The sequence below is a fragment of the Paenibacillus sp. FSL R7-0204 genome, assembly GCF_038002225.1.
GTDB lineage: Bacteria > Bacillota > Bacilli > Paenibacillales > Paenibacillaceae > Paenibacillus_AQ.
On sequence record NZ_JBBOCA010000001.1, the window covers coordinates 6694225 to 6716849 of the forward strand.

A 22625-nucleotide genomic window follows, 5' to 3' on the forward strand; every position below is an offset into this window, starting at 1 on the left:
CTGCTATTGTTCCGGCCGAACGAGGAGGTACGCATGATATCCACAATACCGCAGACAGCATTCAGGCTGGAGCGCTTATTTTTTTCAAGCGTTCACAGCTATTACGGAAGATTTGCAGAGGGGGAGTCTTTGCCCCGAAGAATCCTTCACCACCATGCCTTGTGTTATGTTACAGAAGGTAAAGGGCAGTTTATCCTAAATGGGCGGCTGCTCACGGCGAATAAAGGAGACTTCTTTTTGTTGTTACCCGAAACTTCGGTGGAAGGCAAAGCGCTGACGACAGAACCCCTGCGTTATATGATCATTTTCTTCTCCTGTATCCAGCTTCGTAAGGATCACAGGCACCAGAAGCTCCACCCTCCGGAATTTCCAGTTAGCGGGAAGCTTGAAGCTTCCGGCCATCCACAGGCTGCAGAGATCACCCGCCAAATGACCTCCTTTCACCGTACACGTGACCCGGAGGATATCATGCACGCCAAATACCGGCTGCAGCGGCTGCTCGCGTTGCTGCTTCAACCCAGTATTCGTATTGTGCAGGACAAGGCTGTAGGGATGGACATTGTGCTTGCCTACATGAAGAATAACTACAACCAAGAGCTTAAAGTTGGGCAACTGGCTCTAATGGCAGGCTTAAGCACCAATCATTTTATCAGAGCGTTCAAGCAGCTTACAGAAAAGACTCCTATGACTTATTTAATGGAGGAGCGGATAAAAAAGGCCAAGCAACTGCTCTTCTCTTCTGAACGGGTCAAGCAGATCGCCAAGGAAGTGGGCTATAAGGACGAGCATTATTTTAGCCGGGTGTTCAAAAAATCGGAAGGCGTGGCACCGGCCAGCTACCTCAAAAATAATCATATCCGTATTGCTGTTCTCTACTATGGTCTGGATGATTACCTGATGACACTTGGACTAACGCCAGTGGCTGCGCTGTCTTACCGGGAGCGGGTGTCAAGAAATCACAGCCTCCCCCACTCCGGTATACTGGAGCAAGACATAGTCCGCCTGAACGGTTCCCGGTTGAATTACGAGGAGCTGGCACGGGTGAGGCCTGATCTGATTATTGGGAGCGACCGCCTGTTACCAGGCGAGTTGCTGGAGTCCATCGCACCCACGGTTGTCCTTGAGCATACCGATAATGTGGAGCAGCAGTTGTCCCGGTTGTCCCGTATTCTGGGCAAAGAGCAGCAGGCTGACGACTGGATGAACCGCTACGCAGAGCAGAAGCGCCTCCTTAGATCACGGCTGGAAGCACAGAATGTACTGCCCACGGTTTCTTTTATCAGAGTCAGCTCTGAATTCTACCGCCTGTACGGTGCCTCCAATCAGACAGGAACTCTGCTATACCAAGATCTTGGACTACGCCCGCCCCTCTCAACCCCTGAGCAGACAGGAGCAGTGGATTTCGAGATTCATGAGCTTCCCCGGTATAACCCGGGAACCATCTTTTTGGCTGCGGACCCTACCTTGGAATCGAGACAACGACTGGAAGCACTGCTCTCGTCCAGAGAATGGTCTTCACTGGATGCAGTGAAGCACTCCCGGGTATTCGATGCCGGAGATCTGTTGTTCAAAACACTCGGACCCTCAGGCAGAAAGTGGGCCATGTCGTATGTTGCATCCCGGATTGGCAGGCGGGACGATAGAATGATCCATGCCAACACAGGGTTATAATCCATTGAAAAATATGTATCGTTCTCCTATCATAATGATAATGATTATTATTATCTATTACATAAAGGAGACGAGAAATAAATGAATCGAATGAAATCCATCCAGGTCATGCTCCTTGCCGTTCTGCTGCTGGTACTGGCCGCTTGCAGCAATACAGCGGGACAACCGGCCTCCGGAGAGCAGAGTCCCGCCGCTTCCCAAACCAGGGATCAGGCGGCTGCAGAACCGGGCACACGCACGATTACCCACCTTAAGGGAGAAGCTGTGATTCCGGCCAAAATCGAAAAAATCGTTGTTCTCTCGGCAGAGTACATAGATCACCTGTTGACTATCGGAGAGAAGCCCTCCGGTGTGAACACCGAGGTCCGGTACGGAGGAGAGTATCTTCCCTATATGGCTGACAAGCTGCAGGGGGTACAAACTGTAGGTTCGGCGGATAATCCCAACCTTGAGGCCATTACCTTGCTTGATCCGGATGTGATTCTTATTGAGAGCCGGACGGCCGAGAATAAGTATGAGCAACTGAACAAAATCGCCCCTACCCTTGTTCTTGGAAATGAATGGCTTGATTATGGCGACGATACTTCCTTTTGGACCAAGGATCTGCTAACCATTGCGGAGATGTATGACAAGACGGACCTGGCGAAGGAAAAAATTGCTGAACTGGAACAGAAAACGGTCCAGGCCAGTGAGAAAATCAAAGCGCTGGACAACAAAAAACTTGCCTACCTCCGTGTACGTGAGAAGACGCTCCAGGTGTACGCACAACAAGGTCATCCAACCAATGCACTCCTTTACCAGGATCTCGGATTTGAACCCGCCGCACTTACACCGTCAGAGCAGAGAGCAGATCTATCTTTGGAGAAAATACCAGGGCTGGGAGCAGACTTTATCGTCCTTGAGGTGGATTCCAATGCCCGCGATTTCCTGGACAACATGCAGGCCAGCGCACTCTGGAAGAACATCCCTGCCGTACAGGGAGGAAAGGTTCATGAGACCGATTCCTTCTGGCTCTTTAAGGGCTGGGGAGTGATCGGCCGGGGTGAAATTATTGATGAAATCATGGCATGGCTAGAGCAATGAGTGAGGTTATACCTTTTAGCAGCCAGTGGATACAAGATTTCATGCAGCAGCATTTTGCCGTGACTGTCGCAGAGGACAGGAATAATTCTTTTCCATACAGTACAGAAGATCTATTGGACGAAGCAAAGCTTCCGTTAATTATCAGGCAGCAATCACTCCAGCTTGGGGAGCCTGGAGGAATTGTGGTCGGAACTTTGTTTGCCAAAAGGTACTCGGTGTTGATCATGGGACTGGCCGCCTCCATCACTCTCTTCGATACCCCGCTCTCTCTGCTGCCCGGCGCTTTACGGTTCAAGCTAACGGATGCAGGAATGATGCATTATGAAGCGGAGACGACAGCCACGGACAAATTGCCTGTTAATCCTTCGGAAGTACGCCAAGCCTGCCTTTCCGATTATATGGAGCACCTGCTGGCACATTTACGGCAGGTGCTCCAGGCTGTATCAGAGTATACGGGAGCCAAGGAGAAAGTCATGTGGTCGCTGATTGCGCATAATTTGCATAACCTGTATGGACAGCTGCATACGGATAGGGGAATCTGGGACTCTGAGGATCGGGGCCGGATCATCAGCCAGGATTATAATACCCTGCTTCAGCCGGAGAAGCCGGATGAAGTATCCATGCGGTTCCGGCGGTATGAGCATCCGAAGCTGCGTGGCCGTTCATTCTATCTGCGCAGGCATTGCTGCCTGGCCCACCGGATCAGAATCGGGCCTGATGCCGGAGAGTATTGCAGCACTTGCCCCAAGCTATCACCGGAAGAGCGATGGCGTATATTGGATACCTGAGCAACGCCCATCCCCGGTTCAGGATGGGCGTTGCTCATTTCTGCTCTGCTATTCTTTGGGACTACGATTGACAATAACATCCCGGTTATAGCTGCCTCCGGCAAACGCAATGCCTTCCGGCTCCGTCTTGCGGGGCAGCAGCGCCTCGGAGATAATATTGCCGGTATGATCGAGATAGCATCTGACATCGATACTCTTATGGTAGAGGCAAATGTCATCCATCCGGTCCTCCATCACGATACGCAGTGCGGTAGCCTCCTGCACGGAGAGTAGTTCCCCATGCTGCCTTACCGGGAGCCGTTCTGCATGCATCTGCGGCTTCGCTGCCCCGAACGGAACCGCCAGGTTGACGATGGCTGCACTGCCGGTTAGGGTAAGGGAACGCTTCATGACCGGACTCTCGTGATAGTGGCCCTGCTTGAAGATCAGGCCCTGCTCCAGCGTCAGCCGGTCCTCCGCCAGCCCGGAGGGCAGCGGCTTCAGCAGCAGATTAGTCCCCTTAAGTTGGGAGACAACATCCCCGCTGAGAGAATCGTAGGCCGCTGCACCCGGCGGCAGGTGGAAGTACTGCTCATAGCGGTGCTGCCCTTTGGCTTGGAACAGATCCACGATCAGCCAATAGCTGTTCTTGATGAACAGCACCTTGCGGGAGTGAACCACCGGATCTTCGTACCGGGTATATCCGTACTGGCTTGCAAAGGTGTAGTCATATGCTTCATTGAACTGGGTGTCCCAGATTCTGCAGCTCGCCGTAGGCGGTGTATTCCAGTGGAAGCTGCGGACATGCTGGTCCTGCCCGTCGACAACCACAGTGTTATGGGCACGGGTTGAGACTGTATATTTACGTTCCTTGTTCCACTCAAACAAGCCCATACCCGAATCCGCCAGCAGCTCGCGTCCTCCGGCGTAGAGCACCAGACTGAGCGCATCGGAATGCGCATGCCCGCCGATCCCAACACCTGCCCGCATCGCCATATACATATCGTTAGGGCTCCAGCCCTGGCGCGAGGTCACATAACCGCCTGCCGGGAAGCAGGCTGCCGTCTCCGCAGGCTCTACGGCCTTCAGCTGATCATACTCCACCGCCGCCTCCGGCCCCACTCTCCACAGCAGGGAGAACGGCAGCCGCTCATGGCCCAATGCCTTGAAGTCCCCCCGCTGGTACAGGTAAGCACCCAGGCTCATGACATTTCGCAGCTCGCTGAGCACCTGAACATCGGTATCGCCGAACTTGACCAGTTGCCCGTCCGGTGCCAGCAGATGCATCGTGACGACATACATTTTCTCCAGCGTCTCCCGGTATTCTCCGTCATCGATGCCGAGCTTCTGATACAGAACCACCAGTTCATACAGCTCACGCATGACGATCAGGTGGTAATTCGGGCTGCCCTCGAACTGTACCCCGTCGGGGTAGACGTTCTCAAGGATGTATCCCGGCAGCTTACGCCCGGCGTATTCCAGCCATCCGGCGGAATCCTTCAGCTCCGGCAGAAGCAGCGCCGTCTGAGTCAGCCCCCGGAGCTGCATGCAGACATGATTCCCGCCGCTGGCATGGTATTTACGGACGTACTCCCCGTGCTGCTGGAAGGACTGAATCAGCTTCAGCTTCACCTCAGGCTCGAAGGCCGGGGAGCCGAAGAAGGTAATGAAGGCTTCCGGCAGCATGAACATCCGTACACCGGCCGAGAGGGGGTCCCAGGTCGAATGCTCCGCCCGGAACGTACCATCCACCGGCATAGGGTTATCGTCAATGAAATGGCTGATCATATCATTGAAGCATCTGGCGTATCTGTCATCCCCGGTCAGCGCATAGGCTCTGGACAGTCGCTTCACGTAGACGAACCGGGTCAGATGCAGCTGATACTGCGAGCTGTCGAACAGCCAGCTGTTCCAGTCATAGCTTCCGTGCCGGAAGAGCACTCTTTTCCCTTTGAACAGGGGAATATCCCCCTCCACAATCCGGTCCGCCTCGGCAATATCCTGCTGTGCCTCTTCCTCCCCGCTGTAATGGCTGGCGGCGTACGCCCGAAGCTTGGGAACATCCTTCACCTCAAAGTAATATCTCCCGTTGTTACCCGCTGCAATGACCTCTAAGTAAGCATCCCTTGCACGGGGGACATCCCCTATGTCCAGCTTAGCAGCTACACCGGCAAGCTCCGGTCTGGTCAAGTCCAGCCTCGTGCTTAAGAATTCCCCGGCAGTCAGCTGCGGCTTCGTGTATGCGGGATTGTCCCGTAGATCTTTATATCCCATAGTCAATTCTATCATCACCTTTATATTCGCGGATCTCTCCGCCTAAAGTCTATTCCTTAATTGAACCAAGCATGGCACCCTTGGCAAAATACTTTTGCAGGAACGGGTACACCATGACTATAGGCAGCATCGCCAGCAGAATGGCCGCATTCTGGACATTGGGTCCAAGGTTGGCCGCAAGCGAAGCATCTACCGCTGCCTCTGCCGAGATATTGGAGGCGCTGATTGCCACCATCTGCCGCAGGAGCGGTTGAATCGGCCAGCGCGAGGTATCATTCAGATAGATGACCGCCGAGAAGAACTCATTCCAGAACTGCACCATGAAGAACAGGGTGAAGGTGGCGATAATCGGTTTGGACAGCGGCAGCACGATCGAGTAGAGAATTCTGAATTCCCCGGCCCCGTCAATTCTGGCTGCTTCGTCCAGACTCTCGGGCAGGCTCTGGAAGAAGGAGCGGATGACCATAATATTGAAGGCACTGGAGGCTGCCGGAAGCACTACCGCCCAGTAAGAATCGATCAGACCCAGATTTTTGACGACCAGATAGTTCGGAATCATGCCCCCGTGAAAGATCATCGTGAAGAAAATAACCAGCAGCATGATCCGGCGGCCGGGCAGAAATTTCTTCGACAGGGCATAGGCCAGTGTAATGGAGACAAACAGGCTGAGCACCGTGCCCATCGCCGTGATAATTACAGAGTTCTTGACGGAGGTCAGGAACGTATTCGCATTCAGCAGATAGCTGTAGGCGTCCAGTGTCCAGTGCTTGGGCCAGATGAAGAAATTCCCGGCCATCGAATCTCCCGGCGGACTGAACGAGACCGCAATAATATACAGAAAAGGCAGAATAACCAGCAAGCTGATTAAGCAAATGATGACTACAATAATGGTATCAAACCAGGTTGCCTTAAGCTTCATAACCTCTCCACTCCTGTTCTAGTTCTAGAATATGCCTTCCTCACCCAGCAGCTTCGCCGCATAATTGGCCCCGAGGACCAGGATCAGACTGGCAACGGATTTGAACATGCCTACGGTAATCGCGAAGCTGTAATTGAATTGCTCCAGACCGACATGGTAGACGAACAGATCGAAGACATTGGAGACATCCAGGTTAAGGCTATTGGTCATCAGGAAGATCTGCATGAAGTTGGAGTCCATAGAGGAGCCCAGACGGAGCAGCAGCAGAATCACAATCGTACCCTTGATGCCGGGGAGCGTGATATGCCAGATGCTCTGCAGGCGGCTTGCTCCATCCACCTTGGCTGCTTCATACTGCTCAGGGTTAATCCCCGCCAGTGCCGCCAGGAAGATAATCGTACCCCAGCCCGCATCCTTCCAGATGGACTGGAAGATAACTAGCGGCCGGAACCATTCGTTGCTTACCAGGAAATTTGCACTGCCGTCGAACCACTGGCCGAGGTAATGGTTAATGACCCCCGAAGGCCCGAAGAAGGAAATCGTAATCCCGTAAATCACGACCCAGGAGAGAAAATGGGGCAGATACACGATGGTCTGCGAGACACGCTTGAACACCTTGAGCCGCACTTCATTCAGAAGCAGCGAGAGAAAGATAGTGAAAGGAAAATAAATGATCAGATTCAGCAGACTGATCAGCAGCGTATTTTTCAGCAACATATAGAAATCGGAGGTTCCGAAAAACTGTCTGAAATTATCCAGCCCCACCCAGGGACTGTCCATCATGCCCTTGAACGGGCTGTATTCCTTGAAGGCCAGAATGAGTCCTGTCATCGGGATATAATGAAAGGTGAGAAAGTAGAGAATACCCGGTGCTGCCAGTAAATAAAAGGGCCATAGCTGATGAAACCGTTTGGGGCGTAAAGCTCTCTGCACGGGCTAAACCTCCTTATCCGATTGGGCAAGTGGAGAGGGAAAAGCCCCCCTCCTTTGCCTCTGTGTATTGTGTTGTATTACTTCGTGGAATGCTCTGCTTTATACTGGTCCAGCAGTTCCTTGGTGATCTGCACCCCCGGACCCTCAGTCCAGGCATCAATTTCCTTCTGCACATCCTCCCAGGCTCCCTCGCCCAGCACATACTTCGTCATGACCGCACTCATTTTCTTATAGCTGTCCGGATTCTTGCTGGCGTACTGTGAGTTGTAGCTGAGGAACGGATTCTCCACGCCGATCTTGCTGATCGTATCTAGAGTCGCCTTTTGCAGCGCCAGGATGTCCGGCTCCTTGGAGTTGGCGTATACATATGGATCTGCGCGGTTCTCCAGGATGAAATTATTCGGCTTATCCAGCTCATACTGCTTCTTCTGCTCCTCGGTCTGCACCGCAACCCCATTCTTGAAATCGCTGGAATGGATGCCGGTGACTCCCGCTTTGGAGAATGCTACATTCTCTTCGGAGGCCGTGAAATCCAGGAAGTCTACAATCTGCTGCACCTTATCCTCCGGCACGGAGCTTGGAACCGCCCACAGTCCATAGTACCCGGAGAGTACAGAAGCGCCCTTCTGTCCGTTCGCGCCTTCAAGCACATCGACAATCGCGATTTCGGCCTTCGGGTCCGTCTGCTTCAGCTTCTCTACGTTGGTCTCCACAATATCACTGACATTCCCGACAAAAGCACCTGCTGTACCGGCCAGGAACTTACTCCGCGCCTGCCCCTGGTTCTTCAGTACCGGCGCATCCTTGTCGATCAGTCCCTTGCTCCACGAATCTCTCAGCCACTCCAGGAATGCCTTGTATTCAGGCGTCTGGAAATCACGGACCACGTTGTCGCCGTCCAGCTTCCACACATTAGGAATGCCAAAGGCATACTGGAGCGGGAGGACACCCGAGAACGGCCCGGGGCTGTTCACACCGTCTGAACCGTAGATCGTGAACGGAATGGTTTTGCCGCCGCCCGCCGGGTCCTTCTCCTTGAACACCGCAAGCGCATTCGTCAGCTCATCCATGCTCTTCGGAACCGGCAGATTATATTTATCCAGCCAGTCCTTGCGGATCAGGATATTGGCTTCGCCTCCGCCGTACAGACCGCGCGGCCGGGGAATCCCGTAGGATTTGCCGTCGATCTTGGCACCGTTCCAGACCACCTCATCAATCTGGCTGATATTCTTGGTCTTCGTAAGGTAAGGTGTCAGGTCATGAAAAGCGCCCATCTTCACCAGGTTGTTGAATTTATCGTCCTTCCCGCCGTCCATCAGCAGCAGGTCATAGGAATCTCCGGCGGATACTGCTACTGAGAGCTTATCCGTATAGGCTTCGGATGGTACGAAGGTTACGTTCAGGTCTACATTGCCGCGCTTCTCCAGATCCTCCAGTGCCTTGTTGTTCGTCATCTCCGGCGGATTGCCGAACAGAATCGTCATGGCCTTGATGCTGGCTGGCTTGCTAGCCGCGCCGCTTGGTGCGCCGCCTTCCGGTGCCGCTGTGCTGCCTGCCGCTGAATTTTTATCTCCGCCGCAGCCCGCCAGTGTAGTTAAGGCTAACGCCGCTGTAGCCATAAGCGGTACAAGCTTTCTCTTGTAACTCATTGTCATCCCCCATTTGCTTGTATTGGTTGCGTTTACATCGTCCTTACACTTTGGATTATAGAAGACGCCGGAGCTTAAGAACATGCCGGATTCCAGCCAAAGTGTCACCATTTTTAAGATTTGCCGGGCCGCAGGTATCTCCATGTCCGCCAATGTACTATAATCTGTTTAGGATAGCCTGCCCGGTATCCGAAGTCCAAAACCCTTAACGGATGTGACTCTATGAATTCACCCTTTTTCAGCTTTTTGCGGCGGAGCTTCTATATTAAGATGATTGTGGTCATGTTCGCCATCTCGGTGGTTCCGCTGATTGTGCTGTCCTTCATCTCTGTAAGCGTATCCAGCACGACGGTGGAGCAGCAGGTGAACCGCCTTAATGCCCAGCTCGTTAATCAGGTCGTGGACCGGATTGAATTAACCATGACCCGGCTGCGGGAGCTCAGCGAGCAATACTCGCGGATCTCGTCCATTCAGAGCGCGTTGGTCTCGCCTTCGGCCCAATATTTTGAAGAGGTGGTCCGCAAAAAGGATCTCATCTCCGTGCTCAGCGGCGCCTCCGCCATCATCGGGAATGTGGAGGGTCTGCAGGTCTATTCCGCCGTCACCGGAGAAGTCCTCTCCTCTACGGAAGCCCCAGCCATGCTGGAGGAGTCCCCATACGGGCCGCTGATTGAAGCGTATCTGGCTTCGGGACGGCCGAATCTTTTTCTGGACAAGCACTCGATGCCTGAACTGGCTATCCTTAATTCGTCTACCTATTATATCTCACGCGTTCCCTTCGACTTATATAAGGACCTGAAGGGCGTGCTGCTGATCTCCATGAACAACAGCCAATACCAGCAGCAGATCGAGAATATTCAGCTTGGGAGCGAGGGCTCCATCTCCCTGCTGACAGAAGACGGCCTATCCATTGCCACGACCAGCAAGCTGGAGAAGCAGGCGGATACGCAGCGGGTACAGGAGATTCTGAAGCTCTGGAAGGAGCTGAAGCGCCCCGATCAGTTCGCGGCAGGCTCCTCAATTGTCTCTGTCAAGCAGACCTCCACCTACGACAAGTGGATCGTACTCTCGGAGATTCCGTCCAAGGAGCTTACAGCCAGTGCCGAGATTATCCGCCGGACGGTCACTTATTTTCTGCTGATACTGGCCTGTCTGGGGGCGCTCTGTGTGGTCGGCTTCGGGTATCAGCTCTACCGGCCTCTACAGGCTGTGAAGCGGCAGGTCGATGCTCTGAAAAAAGGCAATTTCGAGGCCAGGGTCACCCATTTCGAGAGTAATGAGATCGGGGATCTGGGCCGGATGCTCAATACCATGGCTGTCCGCATTCAGGATCTGCTGGCAGACCTGCATGATTCGGAGGATCTGAAGCGCAAGCTGGAGATCCGGGCGCTGCAATCGCAGATCAATCCCCATTTCATGTACAATACCCTTAATACGATCCGTATGTTCGCCATGATGAAGGATTATGAGAAGATCAACTCCCTGATGGGACGGCTGGTGGCCTTGCTGCGGTATTCGATGGAGAATTTCGAGCAGACGGTGCAGCTCCAGCAGGAGCTGGATTATCTGGCGGATTATGTCGGGCTGCTGAATATGCGCTACAAATGCCAGATTCATCTGGAGACTGAGATTGAGGAGCCGCTGCGGGGCATGATGATTCCGAAGCTGGGTCTGCAGCCGCTGATTGAGAACTCCGTCTTCCACGGCATTCTCCCGCGCAAGGCACCGGAAGGTCATATCCGTGTGCGCGTATACAGAAGTCCCGGCGGGAGCCATATTATTGTACAAGTGGAGGACGACGGAACCGGTCTGGAAGAGGCTGAACTGAGGAAGCTCCAGCTCCATCTCCAGCAGGAGGAGTCTGCCGAGAACATCGGACTGCAAAATGTATGGATGCGCATGAAGCTGCTGTTCGGGGCGGAGACACAGATCCTGCTCACCAGCGCTCCGGGCGAAGGCTTGACCATCCGCATGCTGCTGCCGTCCGGGAACGTTCTGATTAAGGAGGAACATCATGAATCACTATAGAGTTGTCCTTGTGGAGGACGAGATTCCGGCAAGAACGGTCTTCCGGCATTTCATTGAAGAGCGCGCTGACCTGTTCACCCTTGTCGGCGAAGCTGAGGATGGCCGGGACGGGCTGGAGCTGTTCCTGAAGCATAAGCCGGAGCTGATTGTTACCGATATTACAATGCCGGGCATGAACGGGCTGGAGATGCTGCGCGAGATTGAACGGAGCGGGGTCCGTGCGCCGCAGATCATTATCCTGACCTGCCATCAGGACTTCCACTATGCCCAGCAGGCCATTCATCTGAAGGCAGCCTCCTATCTGATTAAGGATGACTGTCTCTCTGATCCGGGCCTGTTGACCCGGACGATGGAGGAGCTGGCGGTTCTGGCGGATTCACGCGTCGAGACCAGGGACAATTATCTGCAATTGGAGCAGCAGGTTCGCCTGAGCGAAGTGGAGATCGAGCAGAGCCTGTTCCTGGAAATGCTGCGCAGCCCGGCGGCGGAAGCCAAGTGGCTGCGCAGTCTTGCGGACTCGCAGCTTCCGCTTCACGGCCAGGGCTTCATGACCCTGCTGGTGGAGCTGGACCGCAACTCCCTGCGCTTCCCGATCGACCAGCTGGAGGAGCTGAAGCTATGGCAGTTCGCCGGGGTGAACGTGCTGAAGGAGCTGCTCGGCAGCATAGGCCCTCATAAGGTTATTGCCTTAGACAAAGGGCGATTCCTAGCTCTGTATACTGACAGCTTGAAGACGGAGAGACCCCGCTTCCTGGAGCAGGTGCTGGAGTCCCTGGCCGCGAATCTCCGGATGAGCTGCATCGCCCTGCTGTGCAGCTTCGACCAGGGGCTGGAGGACCGGCCGGAGGCGTTGAAGCGGCTGGCCTCGGCCCCGTATCCGTTCTTTTACCGCTGCAATGAGCTTATCGGTATCGGGGAGTGGGGGCAGCTCTCCAGCTTCCAGCGGATTCCCGAGCCGCAGAGCCGCTTCTGGAGCAAGGTGCTGAAGAAAGCGCTGCTGGAGCCGCATCTCAGCACGGCGGCTCTGGAGCAGGAGCGCCAGTCCCTGCACCGTCAGGCCATGGAGCAAGCCTGGGACCCGGAGCAGATCAAGTCCCTGTACCTGAGAGTCTTCCTGGATATGAGCCATAACGTAATTGGGGCGGAAGGCGGGGCGGACCTCGAAGCGGAGCTGCGTGTACAAATCGAGCTCTGCCAGACGTTCAACTCCGTACATGAGATCACCTGCGATTATTTCCGCAAGCTTCAGCAGCTTCAGGAGGGCGGCCGCAAGATCGATGCCTCCATCACACGTATCATTCAACAGATGCGCGAAGATCTCAGCTATCCCTACAAGCTGGAGGAGCTGGCGGCTTCGATCAATTACAGCGTGCCCTACTTCAGCTCCATGTTCAAGAAGGCCGTCGGTGAGAGCTTTGTCCAATACCTGACCCGCCTGCGGATCGAACAGGCCAAGCTGCTGCTGCTCACCACCGACCACAAGACCTTCGAAATCTCCGAATCCATCGGGTTCGAGAATTACCGGTCCTTCAACCGGATCTTCAAGAAGGAGACCGGCGTCTCCCCCTCCGATTACCGCCGGCAGGGGACACAAAGTATATAGATACAGGAACTAAACCGCGAGAACAGCATGGATACTCTTCAGCCGATTGTGGTCGGTTTTTCGATTACATTTGCTCCACGCGCCCGCGCAACGCCGAATGTGGTCGGTTTTTCGATTACATTTTGCCTACGCGCCTGCGCAACGCCGAATGTGGTCGGTTTACCGCAAAAAGCCCCCGCCTTCACCGGAAATTCCGGTGAGGACGGGGGCTGCCCTTGTTAACCTAAGCCGTCAAGTGCGGCGGTTCACAAACATCAACATGAGTGCGGAGATGATAATGATCGAGCCGACCCACATCCAAGCCAGCGTCATATTGCCTCCGTCCACTGCTACATAGATCGCAGTAGGCACGGTCTGGGTGCGGCCCGGAATATTGCCCGCCACCATAATCGTTGCTCCGAACTCGCCCAGTCCGCGGGCGAAGCCGAGGACATATCCGGCGGCCAGCGAACGGCCGGCCAGCGGGAGGGTGACATAACGCAGCACCTGAAGCTCGCTGGCTCCCTGCGCACGCGCAGCATCCTCAAGGTCCTTCTCTACCCCCTCGAAGCCTGCCTTGACCGTGCGGTATACCAGCGGAAAAGCTACTACCACTGCGGCAATTACCGCTGCCCCCCAGGTGAACAGAATCGTCTGCTCTGTGAACTGTTCATACAGCCTGCCGATCCAGCTCCGCCGTCCGAGGACCACCAGCAGGACGAAGCCGACCACAGTCGGCGGCAGCACCAGCGGCAGCAGCAGGACCGTTTCGACCAGGCTGTGTCCGAAGAACCGGCGTCCCGCCATCTTCCGGGCAGCCAGTGTGGCCAGTAGGAACACGATCACACTGGTTAATACCGCAATCTTGATGGACAGCCAGACTGGGGCGAAAAAGTCGGTCCAATTGATCTCCATCTCTCTTTCACCCCATCGATTTGATCGTTATTTATTGAGCCAATTGAAAGCCGTAGCCGGTGAAGACGGAGCTGGCAGCAGTTGTCTGTACATAGCTGTAGAACGCTTCGGCCTCGGCCTGATGCTTCGAATCCTTAACAATGCCCACCGGATAGTTAATCGCCTTGTGTACATGGCCGCCCACCGTCAGGGCGATCTTCACCTTCTTCGAGGTTAACGCATCCGTCTTGTAGACGAACCCGGCATCTGCATTGCCTGTCTCCACATAAGACAGCACCTGGCGGACATCCTTAGCGAAGACCAGCTTGCTTTGCAGCGTATCCCATACCTTCTTCGCGGTCAAGGACTGCTGAGCGTATTGTCCGGCTGGTACCGATTCCGGCTGGCCTACGGCTACCTTTTTGAAGGCTGGAGCGGTAAGGTCAGTAATGGTTGTAAGCTTCGTATTCGAATCGGAAGGCACAACGACGACCAACTGATTCTTCAGCAGCGCCTTGTGGTCTGCAATCAGCCCTTGATCCACCAGCGCGTTCATCTGCTTATCGCCTGCCGAGAAGAACAAGTCGGCCGGTGCCCCCTGCTCAATCTGCTTCTGTAGCGTACCTGAGGCGCCATAATTGAACACCAGCTTAATCTCAGGATGCTGCTTCTCATACTGCACCGCGATCTTGTCCAGACTATCCTGCAGACTCGCTGCTGCGGAGACAATAAGCTCCGTCTTCTTCACTGCCGCCTCAACATCTCCTGCTGAACCCGCCGACACGCCCGCCACCATAAGCAGCACCAATAATCCCGCTAACCACTTTCTCAGCACACTCCATACCTCCCAATTACTATTCTTTATTTTGATCATATTCTAGCAACTTAAATCGAATTATACAATGCATTTGATTATGTTTGTATATGTTTAGTTATATTTAGTATTGAAATCAGGGATAACCCTAGTGCGCACGCTAAAAAACCCCGCCCTATGTATAGGGAAGAGGCCTGTTCTAGAGCTATTCGCAATAATCTTCTCACAAGTTCCTGTTATTCGACCTTGAAGGCAACCTTGAAGCTTCCCTTGGTATCTTCACCCTTGATTTCAATCCGGTATTTCCCGTCCTTATCGGCTTTCACCTTTTCAGTACCGGTTTCATTGGTTCCCAGTTCAGTAAGCACCTGATTATCCGGTCCGTATAACTTCATGGACAGCCGGCCCTCTTCCACCTTGGATTTATAATCGATGCTGATCGTTTCGCCGCTTTTCATACTCAGCTTCTTCTCCTCTTTACCCGTAAAAAACTTGTAGGAGCCGCTTATTTTACTCTTCGTGCTGGACCCGACATACATTATTTTCTTATCGCAGGAAGTTAGCAGCACCGACGCCATGATGATTAAGATCCCCAGTGTCTTCCATTTTTTGTTCATGTTCTTAACACTCCCCTGTTTAGATTAGATGGCCGCAGTGCGGACAACGGATATCCTGATTGCCTGCATCAGATGCAGCGTGAATGTGATGCTGTTTTCTCGCCAGAAGATACAGGATCAGACCGATGAAGTTCGGAATATAGATGACCGCAGTCATCCACAGCCAGGCATTCATCCGGCGCCGCGAGGCATCCTTGTAAATGAATACCGCAATTAGCACATTGAGGCTCAGGAACAGCAGGGCCAGCAGACTTATCACAATAAGCCAGGTCAGATTCTCCTCTACAAATTCGCCCATATACGGACCTATGCTGTATCCTAGCGCAATACAGCTGGCCAGAACGATTGCGGTCATCCCCCCAAAAACGAACTTCTCAACGGTGAAGTGAACTTTCATGAGATCCTCCCCCGCTTCCCATAGTACGGTACAATAGTAACGTTCCGGCAATCATTGGGGACAGGATGAACAGCAGCCCCATGCTGATCTTCCACTGCAAAACAGCCGGACCGGCCAGGAAATACAAGCCCAGCACCATGAATACCAGCCATTGCAGGGCCATTAAAATGAAAAGTACACCCATGGTCCTGCGCCCTTGTATCCGCTGAATCGTATTAGAGACAAGCTCTGGAGATGGCGTAAAAGGCAGCTTGAAATATTCCGTCAGCAGCCGGTCTTCGTCTCTGGGCTCCTTCATTTAGTTCATCTCCTTCATTAGCTTGTGCAGCAGCTTCTTACCATGATTCAATCGGGATTTGACAGTTCCGAGGGGAACTCCCAGCACCTCCGCTATGCCCTCATAGCTGAACTCCTCATAGTAATACAGCACGAGAGGGGCAAGGTAACGTTTGGGCAGACTCCGCAGGCATTCCTCCAGGAACCGGTGCTCCTCATGCCGCAGCAGATCCTCTTCTGCCAGTGGAGCCGGGTCTCTAATATGAATAAACTCCGAATCCGAGGACAACCAGGTCCAAAGGGCATACATGCTTTTCCACTTCCGGTAGTGGTCACGGTACATGTTGAATGCCACCTGGAACAGCCAAGGCTTAAAGGGACGCTCCGCATCATACTTCTCCAGCTTGCGGAGCACACGTACCCATACCTCCTGGAACAAATCCTCCGCATCCTGCCGGTTCAAGGTAAGATGGCGGCAGAACCGGTATAAATCATCCCTATACCTGACAATGAGAAGCTCAAGATGCTCTTGTTGACCGGACTTGCATCCTTCAACGAGCTGTTTGTCGGTCATCATCTGTTCCCCGCCGCCCTTTCAACCTACATTACGAAGTGTTTTGGATATTGTTCGGAAATTCACAAAGTTATTTTGGGAAAAGTAGGGCTTCTGTTCACAGAACAGTAACCTTCCATCAAAATAAGGACTGTCCCAAGCAGCCATTTCATGGCTTGGGGACAGCCCTTGCTAATACCTTATACTCAGATTCAGTTCTTCATCCGCGGGTCCAGCACATCCCGCAGGCCGTCGCCCATCAGGTTGAAGCCGAGGACGGTCAGCATGATGGACAGGCCCGGGAAGACTACGGTCCAGGGGGCCTTCTGGATAAACTGCCGGGAATCGGAGAGCATCTTGCCCCACTCCGGGTCCGGCGGCTGGGCGCCCAGTCCAAGGAAGCCCAGGGCAGCGGCTTCAATGATGGCTGTAGCGATGCCAAGGGTGCCTTGGACAATGATCGGCGTCAGGCTGTTCGGCAGAATATGGCTGAACAGAATCCGCCCGTTTTTCATCCCGATCGCCCTGGCCGCCGTAATGTACTCCTCGGACTTCAGGCTCAGCACCTTGGCCCGGACTAGCCGCCCATAAGTCGGAATGTTGACGATGGCAATCGCGTAGAGCGCATTCTGCAAGGAAGGCCCCAGAATAGCTACAATAGCGATGGCCAGCAGAATACTCGGAAAAGCCAGCAAAATGTCAAACAGACGGGAGATCATCATGTCCATCCATTTGCCGTAGTATCCGGCGAGTATGCCCAGTGCGGTGCCGACAATGATCGAGCCGATTACGGAGAAAAATCCTACCCAGAGTGAAATCCGTGCCCCGTAGATCACCCGGGTGAACAGATCCCGTCCCAGATCATCCGTACCGAACCAGTGCTCCGCCGACGGCGGCTTCAGGCGGTTCACCAATTGTTGAGCCTTGAAATCATACGGGGCAATCCACGGAGCGAGCAGCGCAATCAGTACAAAGAACAGGATAATGCCAAGCCCGGCCATAGCCGTCTTGTTCTTGCGGAAGGCCTTCCACGCATCACGCCAGGGGCCGGAGGCTTGATCCGCCGGAGCCTTAAGAGGCGAAGCCTTCAGTGCTGCTTGTCCCATAGCTGCTCCCCCTCACTTGTAATTGATGCGCGGATCGATAGCGGCATACAGCAGATCCACCAGCAGATTGATGACCACAAAGATAAAAGCAATAATCAGAATCCCCGTCTGAATCACCGGATAATCCCGCGAACTGATCGCTTCAAAGATATAACGCCCTACCCCGGGCCAGGCGAAAATCGTCTCGGTCAGCACCGCCCCTCCGAGCAGCGCCCCCGTCTGCAGGCCGATTACCGTCAACACCGGAATGAGTGCATTCTTCAGCGCATGCTTATAGACCACGAAGAACTGCGACATACCCTTAGCCTTGGCTGTACGGATATAATCGGAATTCATCACCTCCAGCATACTGGAGCGGGTCATCCGGGCAATGATCGCCATCGGAATCGTACCAAGTGCAATACTAGGCAGAATGAGATGCTTAATGACCGTCCACAGCTGGTCCCACCGCCCGGCCAGAATCGTATCCAGCAAGTACAGGTTGGTTATCGTCTCCACCGGATTGCGCTGGTCCATCCTGCCGATGGACGGCAGCCAATGGAGCTTCAGGGCGAAGAGCAGCTGCTCCATCAGCCCCAGCCAGAAGATCGGCATCGATACCCCAATGAGCGCGATGATCATAGCCGTATAGTCGAACCAGGAATTCTGCCTCCAGGCGCTGAGGATACCGGCGTTCACTCCGACGAAGGTTGCGAACAGCATACTGGCAGCTGTCAGCTCCAGCGTAGCGGCCAGATACGGTACGATTTCCTTGGCAATCGGCGTTTTGGTGCGGATTGAAGTCCCCAGGTCCCCCTGCACCAAATCACCCATGTAGTTAAAATATTGCTGCAGCCAGGGCTTGTCGAGGCCAAGCTGGTTACGCAGCGCCTGCTTGGATTGCTCTGTCGCCTTCTGGCCGAGAATGGTCTCGGCCGGATCCCCCGGAATCGCATGGATAATCGAGAAGACGATCAGGGTCATGCCGATCAGCACCGGGAACAGCACCATCACACGTTTTATGAGGTAAGAGTTCAATTCCGTTCACCTTCCAAAGGTGTATTTATTCAAAATAAATCTCACTGTAATACTCTGTACCTGTCGGTCCGGGAACGAAGCCCTTCAGATTGGCCTTGCCGGCCAGCAGCGGTGTGGTATGAACCAGCGGAATCCATGGCGCATCGGCTTTGATAATCTCCTGAGCCTGCTTGTACAGCTCGGTGCGTTTGCCCTGGTCTGTCTCCTTCTGGGCGCCGGTCAGGAGCGTATGCAATTCTTCATTCACATAAAAGGCACGGTTATTGCCGGGAATAGCATCCTTGTCCAGCAGGGTGTACAGGAAGTTATCCGGGTCGCCGTTGTCGCCGGTCCAGCCGAGCATGAAGATATCATCCTTCTCCCCAGCCTTGGTATCATCGAGATAAGTGGCCCATTCCGGGGACTCGATGACGGTCTTGACCCCGATCTTCTCCCACTCCGCTTGAATCGCTTCGGCTACCTTCTTGCCGTCAGGCATATAAGGACGGGATACAGGCATCGCGTACAGGGTTACCGGATCAGGCAGTCCGTCAGGATAACCCGCTTCGGCCAGCAATGCTTTGGCTTTGTCCAGATCATACTCATAATCCTTCACACTGTCGTTATAACCCCACAGGGAAGGGGGCATAGGATTGACCGCAGCCTGGGCCTGGCCGGCGAAGAATGCATCGATAATCTCCTGCTTGTTGACCGCATGGCTGAGCGCCTGCCTTACCTTCACATTGTCGAACGGCTTCTTCTTGAAGTTGAAGCCGAGGTACGCCACATTGAACGGCGGACGCTCAATCTTGGTCAGAGCACTGCTATTCTCCAGCGCGGACAAGTCATCCGGGCTCAGGTCTTCCATCAGGTCGATCTCCCCGTTTTGCAGCGCCGTGAAGCGAGCTGAGTTGTCCGGGATCGAGCGCACGATGACTTTGTTCAGCTTGGGAAGCCCTTCCTTCCAGTAGGCGATATTCTTATCCAGCGTGATGGAATCATTGCGCTTCCACTCCTTGAACACGAACGGGCCTGTCCCTACCGGCTCATTCTTGAAATTCTCCTTCTTCTCCTTGACCGCAGCAGGACTGGCAATCCCGAAGGTGGTCATGGCGATATTCTGCAGGAACGGCGCCTGCGGCTGGTTCAGTACAAATTGAACGGTCGACTCGTCCACCGCTTTCACTTCCTTGATCACCCGCGACCCGTCCGGGCCGAACATGGAGTCATAGTAGTCGAAGGAATCACCTTCGAATTTGTATTCACTGGCCGGATCACTCCAGCGCTGGAAATTGAACACAACTGCCTCGGCGTTGAAATCGGTTCCGTCATGAAACTTCACGCCGGGATGCAGCTTGAAGGTGTAGCTCAGCCCGTCCGGCGTTACTTCCCAGCTATCGGCAAGTGAGGCCTGGACTTCAGAGGTGCCCGGCTTATATTCGAGCAGCGAATCAAAGACCTGATGGGCAATCTTCAACGACTCCCCGTCCGTCACAATCGCCGGGTCCAGGGAAGCCGAGTCGCCCCCGCGCCCCAGAATCAAGGTGTCCTGCGCTGTCCCGGAGGTCTCAGGTGAGCTTGCCGGAGCATTCGTTGCCGCCGTATTCCCTCCGGTATTTCCTGTGTTGCCCGTGTTGCCTGTGTTGTTCCCTCCACCGCAGCCGCTGAGCGCGAGCCCCGCGCCAAGCATCAGTACCAATGCGAGATTACCCCATTTCTTCATCTCCAGAAAGCTCCCTTCTTTCATTGAAATATCAAAGTGTTTATATAGAGCGGTGCAGTAGCACAGCTATAAACCAAGGTTCTTCTGTATATGGCTCTAAGATGCAAGCAGATCAGGCAAGCGGTGTATTGGCTTCTTCATCATAAAGATGGCAGGCAGTGAAGTGGCCGGCTTCTGTCTCCAGCAGCGGAGGTCTGGTCACCCGGCACCGCTCCATCACGCGCGGACAACGCGTGTTAAATGCACATCCGACTGGTGCATTGGCCGGACTCGGTACCTCCCCCTGCAGAATGATCCGCTCCTTGCGGATATCGGGATCAGGTTCAGGAACCGCAGAGAGCAGAGCCTGCGTATAAGGATGCTGTGGCCGGGCATAGAGTGTATGCTTGTCCGTAATTTCGACAATCCGCCCCAGGTACATTACCGCTACCCGGTCGCAGATATGCTTCACCACACTAAGATCATGGGCGATAAATATGTAGGTTAAGCCGAATTCCTGCTGCAAATCCTGCATCAGGTTGATGACCTGGGACTGGATCGATACATCCAGCGCAGAGACGGGCTCATCCGCGATAATCAGCTTCGGATGGAGTGCCAGCGCTCTGGCAATGCCAATCCGCTGGCGTTGTCCGCCCGAGAACTGGTGAGGGTAACGCTGCAGATGTGCCCTGGACAATCCGACTACATCCGCCAGCCGCTCCACCTCTGCCTTACGCTGCCTGGCATCGCAGGTAGCGTGTACAATCATCGGCTCTTCGAGAATACGCTGCACAGTATGACGCGGGTCCAGGGAGGAGAACGGGTCCTGGAAGACAATCTGCATCTCCCGGCGCTGCCGCCGCATCTCTTCCGCAGACAGCTTCGTAAGCTCCTGCCCTCCGAACCAGATCTCACCCGCTGTCGGCTCAATCAGCCGGAGCAGCGCGCGGCCGGTGGTCGATTTGCCGCAGCCGCTCTCCCCTACCAGACCGAAGGTCTCGCCCTTGCTCACAGCGAAGGAGATATCATCCACAGCCTTAACACTGCCGCGGTCCCGGCTGAAGAAGCCCTTGTTCAGCGGATAATACTTCCGGAGTCCCTTGACCTCAAGCAGGCTCTCACTCATACCGCATCCTCCTGTGGACTGTCATGCAGCCAGCATCTGCAGCTGTGCTGTTCCTCTTGCCGTGTCAGCGCAGGAAGGCTCTGCATGCAGAGCTCCATGACCTCCTGGCAGCGCGGTGCGAACCGGCAGCCCTGCATATCTGTGCTGAGAACCGGCACATTACCTGGAATGGAGTAGAGACGTTCCTTAACTTCATCCATCCGGGGGACCGAAGCAATCAGTCCTCTCGTATACGGATGCAGCGGATTTTTGAAAATATCATGAACACTGCCTTCCTCCACTACCTTACCTGCATACATCACAGCCACACGGTGGCACATCTCAGCCACTACGCCAAGATCATGGGTAATCAGCATGACAGCAGTGCCTTGCTCCTCATTTAACTGACGGATCAGCTCCAGAATCTGGGCCTGAATCGTTACATCCAGCGCGGTTGTCGGCTCATCGGCAATCAGCAGCTCCGGGCTGCAGGAGATCGACATGGCAATCATGACCCGCTGGCGCATGCCTCCCGAGAGCTGATGCGGGTACTCGTCGATGATCGCTTCCGGCCGGGGAATTCCAACCTTGCGCAGCATATCTACCGCATGCTCCCGGGCCTCTTTCTTGGAGAGGCCGCGGTGCAGGCGTACTGTCTCCATAATCTGCTGTCCAACTGTGAATAAGGGATTCAGCGAGGTCATCGGCTCCTGAAAGATCATGGAGACCGAATCTCCCCGGATCTTGCGCATATCCTTCTCCTTCAGCGGGACAATATCACGGCCTTTCAGCAGAATACGTCCGTCTACAATTCTTCCTGGGGGGCTTGGGACCAGCTTCAGGATAGACAGGGAGGTGACGCTCTTGCCGCAGCCCGATTCCCCCACTACGCCCAGAATCTCGCCCGGATTAATGTAGAGATCAACACCATCCACTGCCGGAACCTCACCGCGGTCCGTTAGAAAGTGGGTATGCAGGTTTTCAATGCTCAGAATCGGCTGGATCAAGTCTCTCCCTCTTTTCTGTTAAAAATTGAACAAAGGTCAAATGACTAGTCAGGAAAACTATTTAAAAAGTTAGATATATTAACCAATACCTAACATAATAAGTAATCTAATTAACTTTAAATACATATTACTGTTATTTAATGTATAACTTTACTATGGATATCCTATCTAGGCAAGGGAAATTTGTGCATATAACTAACCCTATGAATTTTATATGAATATATCAGAGCATAAAAATCCGGGGAAAATATA

Annotated in this window: 20 protein-coding genes; 5 read left to right on the top strand and 15 right to left on the bottom strand. The window is 54.0% G+C overall.

Annotated features, from left to right (window positions below):
• The first annotated feature begins 33 nt into the window (after window positions 1–33).
• The 3 genes from MKX42_RS28960 (at window position 34) to MKX42_RS28970 (ending at window position 3542) form a co-directional block, all read left to right on the top strand.
• Window positions 34–1671 (top strand): ABC transporter substrate-binding protein, encoded by a 1638-nt coding sequence (locus MKX42_RS28960; RefSeq protein WP_340756559.1) that lies wholly within the window; start codon window positions 34–36, stop codon window positions 1669–1671.
• Between the two features lie 81 nt (window positions 1672–1752).
• Window positions 1753–2754, top strand: a complete 1002-nt coding sequence (locus tag MKX42_RS28965) for an ABC transporter substrate-binding protein (RefSeq protein WP_340756561.1) — start codon at window positions 1753–1755, stop codon at window positions 2752–2754.
• Entirely contained in the window at window positions 2751–3542 is a 792-nt protein-coding gene (locus tag MKX42_RS28970; protein WP_340756563.1) for a (2Fe-2S)-binding protein, read from the top strand. The genes MKX42_RS28965 and MKX42_RS28970 overlap by 4 nt, the downstream gene beginning before the upstream one ends.
• 48 nt (window positions 3543–3590) lie before the next feature.
• Here the strand turns inward: MKX42_RS28970 and MKX42_RS28975 are convergent, their stop codons facing one another.
• The 4 genes from MKX42_RS28975 to MKX42_RS28990 form a co-directional block, all read right to left on the bottom strand.
• Window positions 3591–5795, bottom strand: coding sequence for an alginate lyase family protein (locus tag MKX42_RS28975; protein WP_340757877.1), 2205 nt, complete (start codon window positions 5793–5795; stop codon window positions 3591–3593).
• A 49-nt stretch (window positions 5796–5844) separates the two neighbouring features.
• Complete coding sequence (locus MKX42_RS28980; RefSeq protein WP_340756565.1) at window positions 5845–6714, bottom strand: carbohydrate ABC transporter permease; 870 nt, start codon at window positions 6712–6714, stop codon at window positions 5845–5847.
• Between the two features lie 24 nt (window positions 6715–6738).
• Window positions 6739–7647, bottom strand: a complete 909-nt coding sequence (locus MKX42_RS28985; protein ID WP_076157105.1) for an ABC transporter permease — start codon at window positions 7645–7647, stop codon at window positions 6739–6741.
• A 77-nt stretch (window positions 7648–7724) separates the two neighbouring features.
• Entirely contained in the window at window positions 7725–9296 is a 1572-nt protein-coding gene (locus MKX42_RS28990; protein ID WP_340756567.1) for an extracellular solute-binding protein, read from the bottom strand.
• Window positions 9297–9518: 222 nt separating this feature from the next.
• Between MKX42_RS28990 and MKX42_RS28995 the strand changes: the two genes are divergently transcribed.
• Together MKX42_RS28995 and MKX42_RS29000 are read left to right on the top strand one after the other, a co-directional pair.
• On the top strand, window positions 9519–11324 hold the full coding sequence (locus MKX42_RS28995) for a cache domain-containing sensor histidine kinase (protein ID WP_340756569.1): 1806 nt from the start codon (window positions 9519–9521) through the stop codon (window positions 11322–11324).
• On the top strand, window positions 11311–12927 hold the full coding sequence (locus MKX42_RS29000; protein ID WP_340756570.1) for a helix-turn-helix domain-containing protein: 1617 nt from the start codon (window positions 11311–11313) through the stop codon (window positions 12925–12927). The genes MKX42_RS28995 and MKX42_RS29000 overlap by 14 nt, the downstream gene beginning before the upstream one ends.
• A gap of 231 nt (window positions 12928–13158) precedes the next feature.
• Here MKX42_RS29000 and modB read toward each other — a convergent pair whose 3' ends face one another.
• The 11 genes from modB to MKX42_RS29055 all read right to left on the bottom strand — a co-directional run bounded on the left by modB (window position 13159) and on the right by MKX42_RS29055 (window position 22373).
• Complete coding sequence (modB, locus tag MKX42_RS29005) at window positions 13159–13821, bottom strand: molybdate ABC transporter permease subunit (RefSeq protein ID WP_340756573.1); 663 nt, start codon at window positions 13819–13821, stop codon at window positions 13159–13161.
• A gap of 31 nt (window positions 13822–13852) precedes the next feature.
• The gene (gene modA, locus MKX42_RS29010) at window positions 13853–14596 is read right to left on the bottom strand and encodes a molybdate ABC transporter substrate-binding protein (RefSeq protein WP_340757878.1); all 744 of its coding nucleotides are present in this window, start codon (window positions 14594–14596) and stop codon (window positions 13853–13855) included.
• A gap of 254 nt (window positions 14597–14850) precedes the next feature.
• Entirely contained in the window at window positions 14851–15231 is a 381-nt protein-coding gene (locus tag MKX42_RS29015; RefSeq protein WP_340756575.1) for a hypothetical protein, read from the bottom strand.
• Window positions 15232–15250: 19 nt separating this feature from the next.
• On the bottom strand, window positions 15251–15628 hold the full coding sequence (locus MKX42_RS29020) for a PLDc N-terminal domain-containing protein (RefSeq protein WP_340756577.1): 378 nt from the start codon (window positions 15626–15628) through the stop codon (window positions 15251–15253).
• Complete coding sequence (locus tag MKX42_RS29025; protein ID WP_340756579.1) at window positions 15606–15926, bottom strand: hypothetical protein; 321 nt, start codon at window positions 15924–15926, stop codon at window positions 15606–15608. The genes MKX42_RS29020 and MKX42_RS29025 overlap by 23 nt, the downstream gene beginning before the upstream one ends.
• Entirely contained in the window at window positions 15927–16481 is a 555-nt protein-coding gene (locus MKX42_RS29030) for an RNA polymerase sigma factor (protein ID WP_340756581.1), read from the bottom strand.
• A 188-nt stretch (window positions 16482–16669) separates the two neighbouring features.
• Complete coding sequence (gene nikC / locus MKX42_RS29035; RefSeq protein ID WP_340756583.1) at window positions 16670–17563, bottom strand: nickel transporter permease; 894 nt, start codon at window positions 17561–17563, stop codon at window positions 16670–16672.
• Between the two features lie 12 nt (window positions 17564–17575).
• On the bottom strand, window positions 17576–18580 hold the full coding sequence (locus tag MKX42_RS29040) for an ABC transporter permease (RefSeq protein ID WP_340756585.1): 1005 nt from the start codon (window positions 18578–18580) through the stop codon (window positions 17576–17578).
• Between the two features lie 25 nt (window positions 18581–18605).
• Window positions 18606–20282 (bottom strand): ABC transporter substrate-binding protein, encoded by a 1677-nt coding sequence (locus MKX42_RS29045; RefSeq protein ID WP_340756587.1) that lies wholly within the window; start codon window positions 20280–20282, stop codon window positions 18606–18608.
• A 112-nt stretch (window positions 20283–20394) separates the two neighbouring features.
• Entirely contained in the window at window positions 20395–21387 is a 993-nt protein-coding gene (locus tag MKX42_RS29050; protein ID WP_340756589.1) for an ABC transporter ATP-binding protein, read from the bottom strand.
• On the bottom strand, window positions 21384–22373 hold the full coding sequence (locus MKX42_RS29055; protein WP_340756592.1) for an ABC transporter ATP-binding protein: 990 nt from the start codon (window positions 22371–22373) through the stop codon (window positions 21384–21386). Before MKX42_RS29055 ends, MKX42_RS29050 begins: the two co-directional genes overlap by 4 nt.
• Window positions 22374–22625: the final 252 nt, after the last annotated feature.

What these genes read in the sequence shown, in the direction of transcription:
- MKX42_RS28960 (WP_340756559.1), top strand. Translation starts at nt 34, where the DNA reads ATGATATCCACAATACCGCAGACAGCATTCAGGCTGGAGCGCTTATTT.
- MKX42_RS28965 (WP_340756561.1), top strand. Translation starts at nt 1,753, where the DNA reads ATGAATCGAATGAAATCCATCCAGGTCATGCTCCTTGCCGTTCTGCTG.
- MKX42_RS28970 (WP_340756563.1), top strand. Translation starts at nt 2,751, where the DNA reads ATGAGTGAGGTTATACCTTTTAGCAGCCAGTGGATACAAGATTTCATG.
- MKX42_RS28975 (WP_340757877.1), bottom strand. Translation starts at nt 5,795, where the DNA reads ATGGGATATAAAGATCTACGGGACAATCCCGCATACACGAAGCCGCAG.
- MKX42_RS28980 (WP_340756565.1), bottom strand. Translation starts at nt 6,714, where the DNA reads ATGAAGCTTAAGGCAACCTGGTTTGATACCATTATTGTAGTCATCATT.
- MKX42_RS28990 (WP_340756567.1), bottom strand. Translation starts at nt 9,296, where the DNA reads ATGAGTTACAAGAGAAAGCTTGTACCGCTTATGGCTACAGCGGCGTTA.
- MKX42_RS28995 (WP_340756569.1), top strand. Translation starts at nt 9,519, where the DNA reads ATGAATTCACCCTTTTTCAGCTTTTTGCGGCGGAGCTTCTATATTAAG.
- MKX42_RS29000 (WP_340756570.1), top strand. Translation starts at nt 11,311, where the DNA reads ATGAATCACTATAGAGTTGTCCTTGTGGAGGACGAGATTCCGGCAAGA.
- modB (WP_340756573.1), bottom strand. Translation starts at nt 13,821, where the DNA reads ATGGAGATCAATTGGACCGACTTTTTCGCCCCAGTCTGGCTGTCCATC.
- modA (WP_340757878.1), bottom strand. Translation starts at nt 14,596, where the DNA reads ATGGTGGCGGGCGTGTCGGCGGGTTCAGCAGGAGATGTTGAGGCGGCA.
- MKX42_RS29015 (WP_340756575.1), bottom strand. Translation starts at nt 15,231, where the DNA reads ATGAACAAAAAATGGAAGACACTGGGGATCTTAATCATCATGGCGTCG.
- MKX42_RS29020 (WP_340756577.1), bottom strand. Translation starts at nt 15,628, where the DNA reads ATGAAAGTTCACTTCACCGTTGAGAAGTTCGTTTTTGGGGGGATGACC.
- MKX42_RS29025 (WP_340756579.1), bottom strand. Translation starts at nt 15,926, where the DNA reads ATGAAGGAGCCCAGAGACGAAGACCGGCTGCTGACGGAATATTTCAAG.
- MKX42_RS29030 (WP_340756581.1), bottom strand. Translation starts at nt 16,481, where the DNA reads ATGATGACCGACAAACAGCTCGTTGAAGGATGCAAGTCCGGTCAACAA.
- nikC (WP_340756583.1), bottom strand. Translation starts at nt 17,563, where the DNA reads ATGGGACAAGCAGCACTGAAGGCTTCGCCTCTTAAGGCTCCGGCGGAT.
- MKX42_RS29045 (WP_340756587.1), bottom strand. Translation starts at nt 20,282, where the DNA reads ATGAAGAAATGGGGTAATCTCGCATTGGTACTGATGCTTGGCGCGGGG.
- MKX42_RS29050 (WP_340756589.1), bottom strand. Translation starts at nt 21,387, where the DNA reads ATGAGTGAGAGCCTGCTTGAGGTCAAGGGACTCCGGAAGTATTATCCG.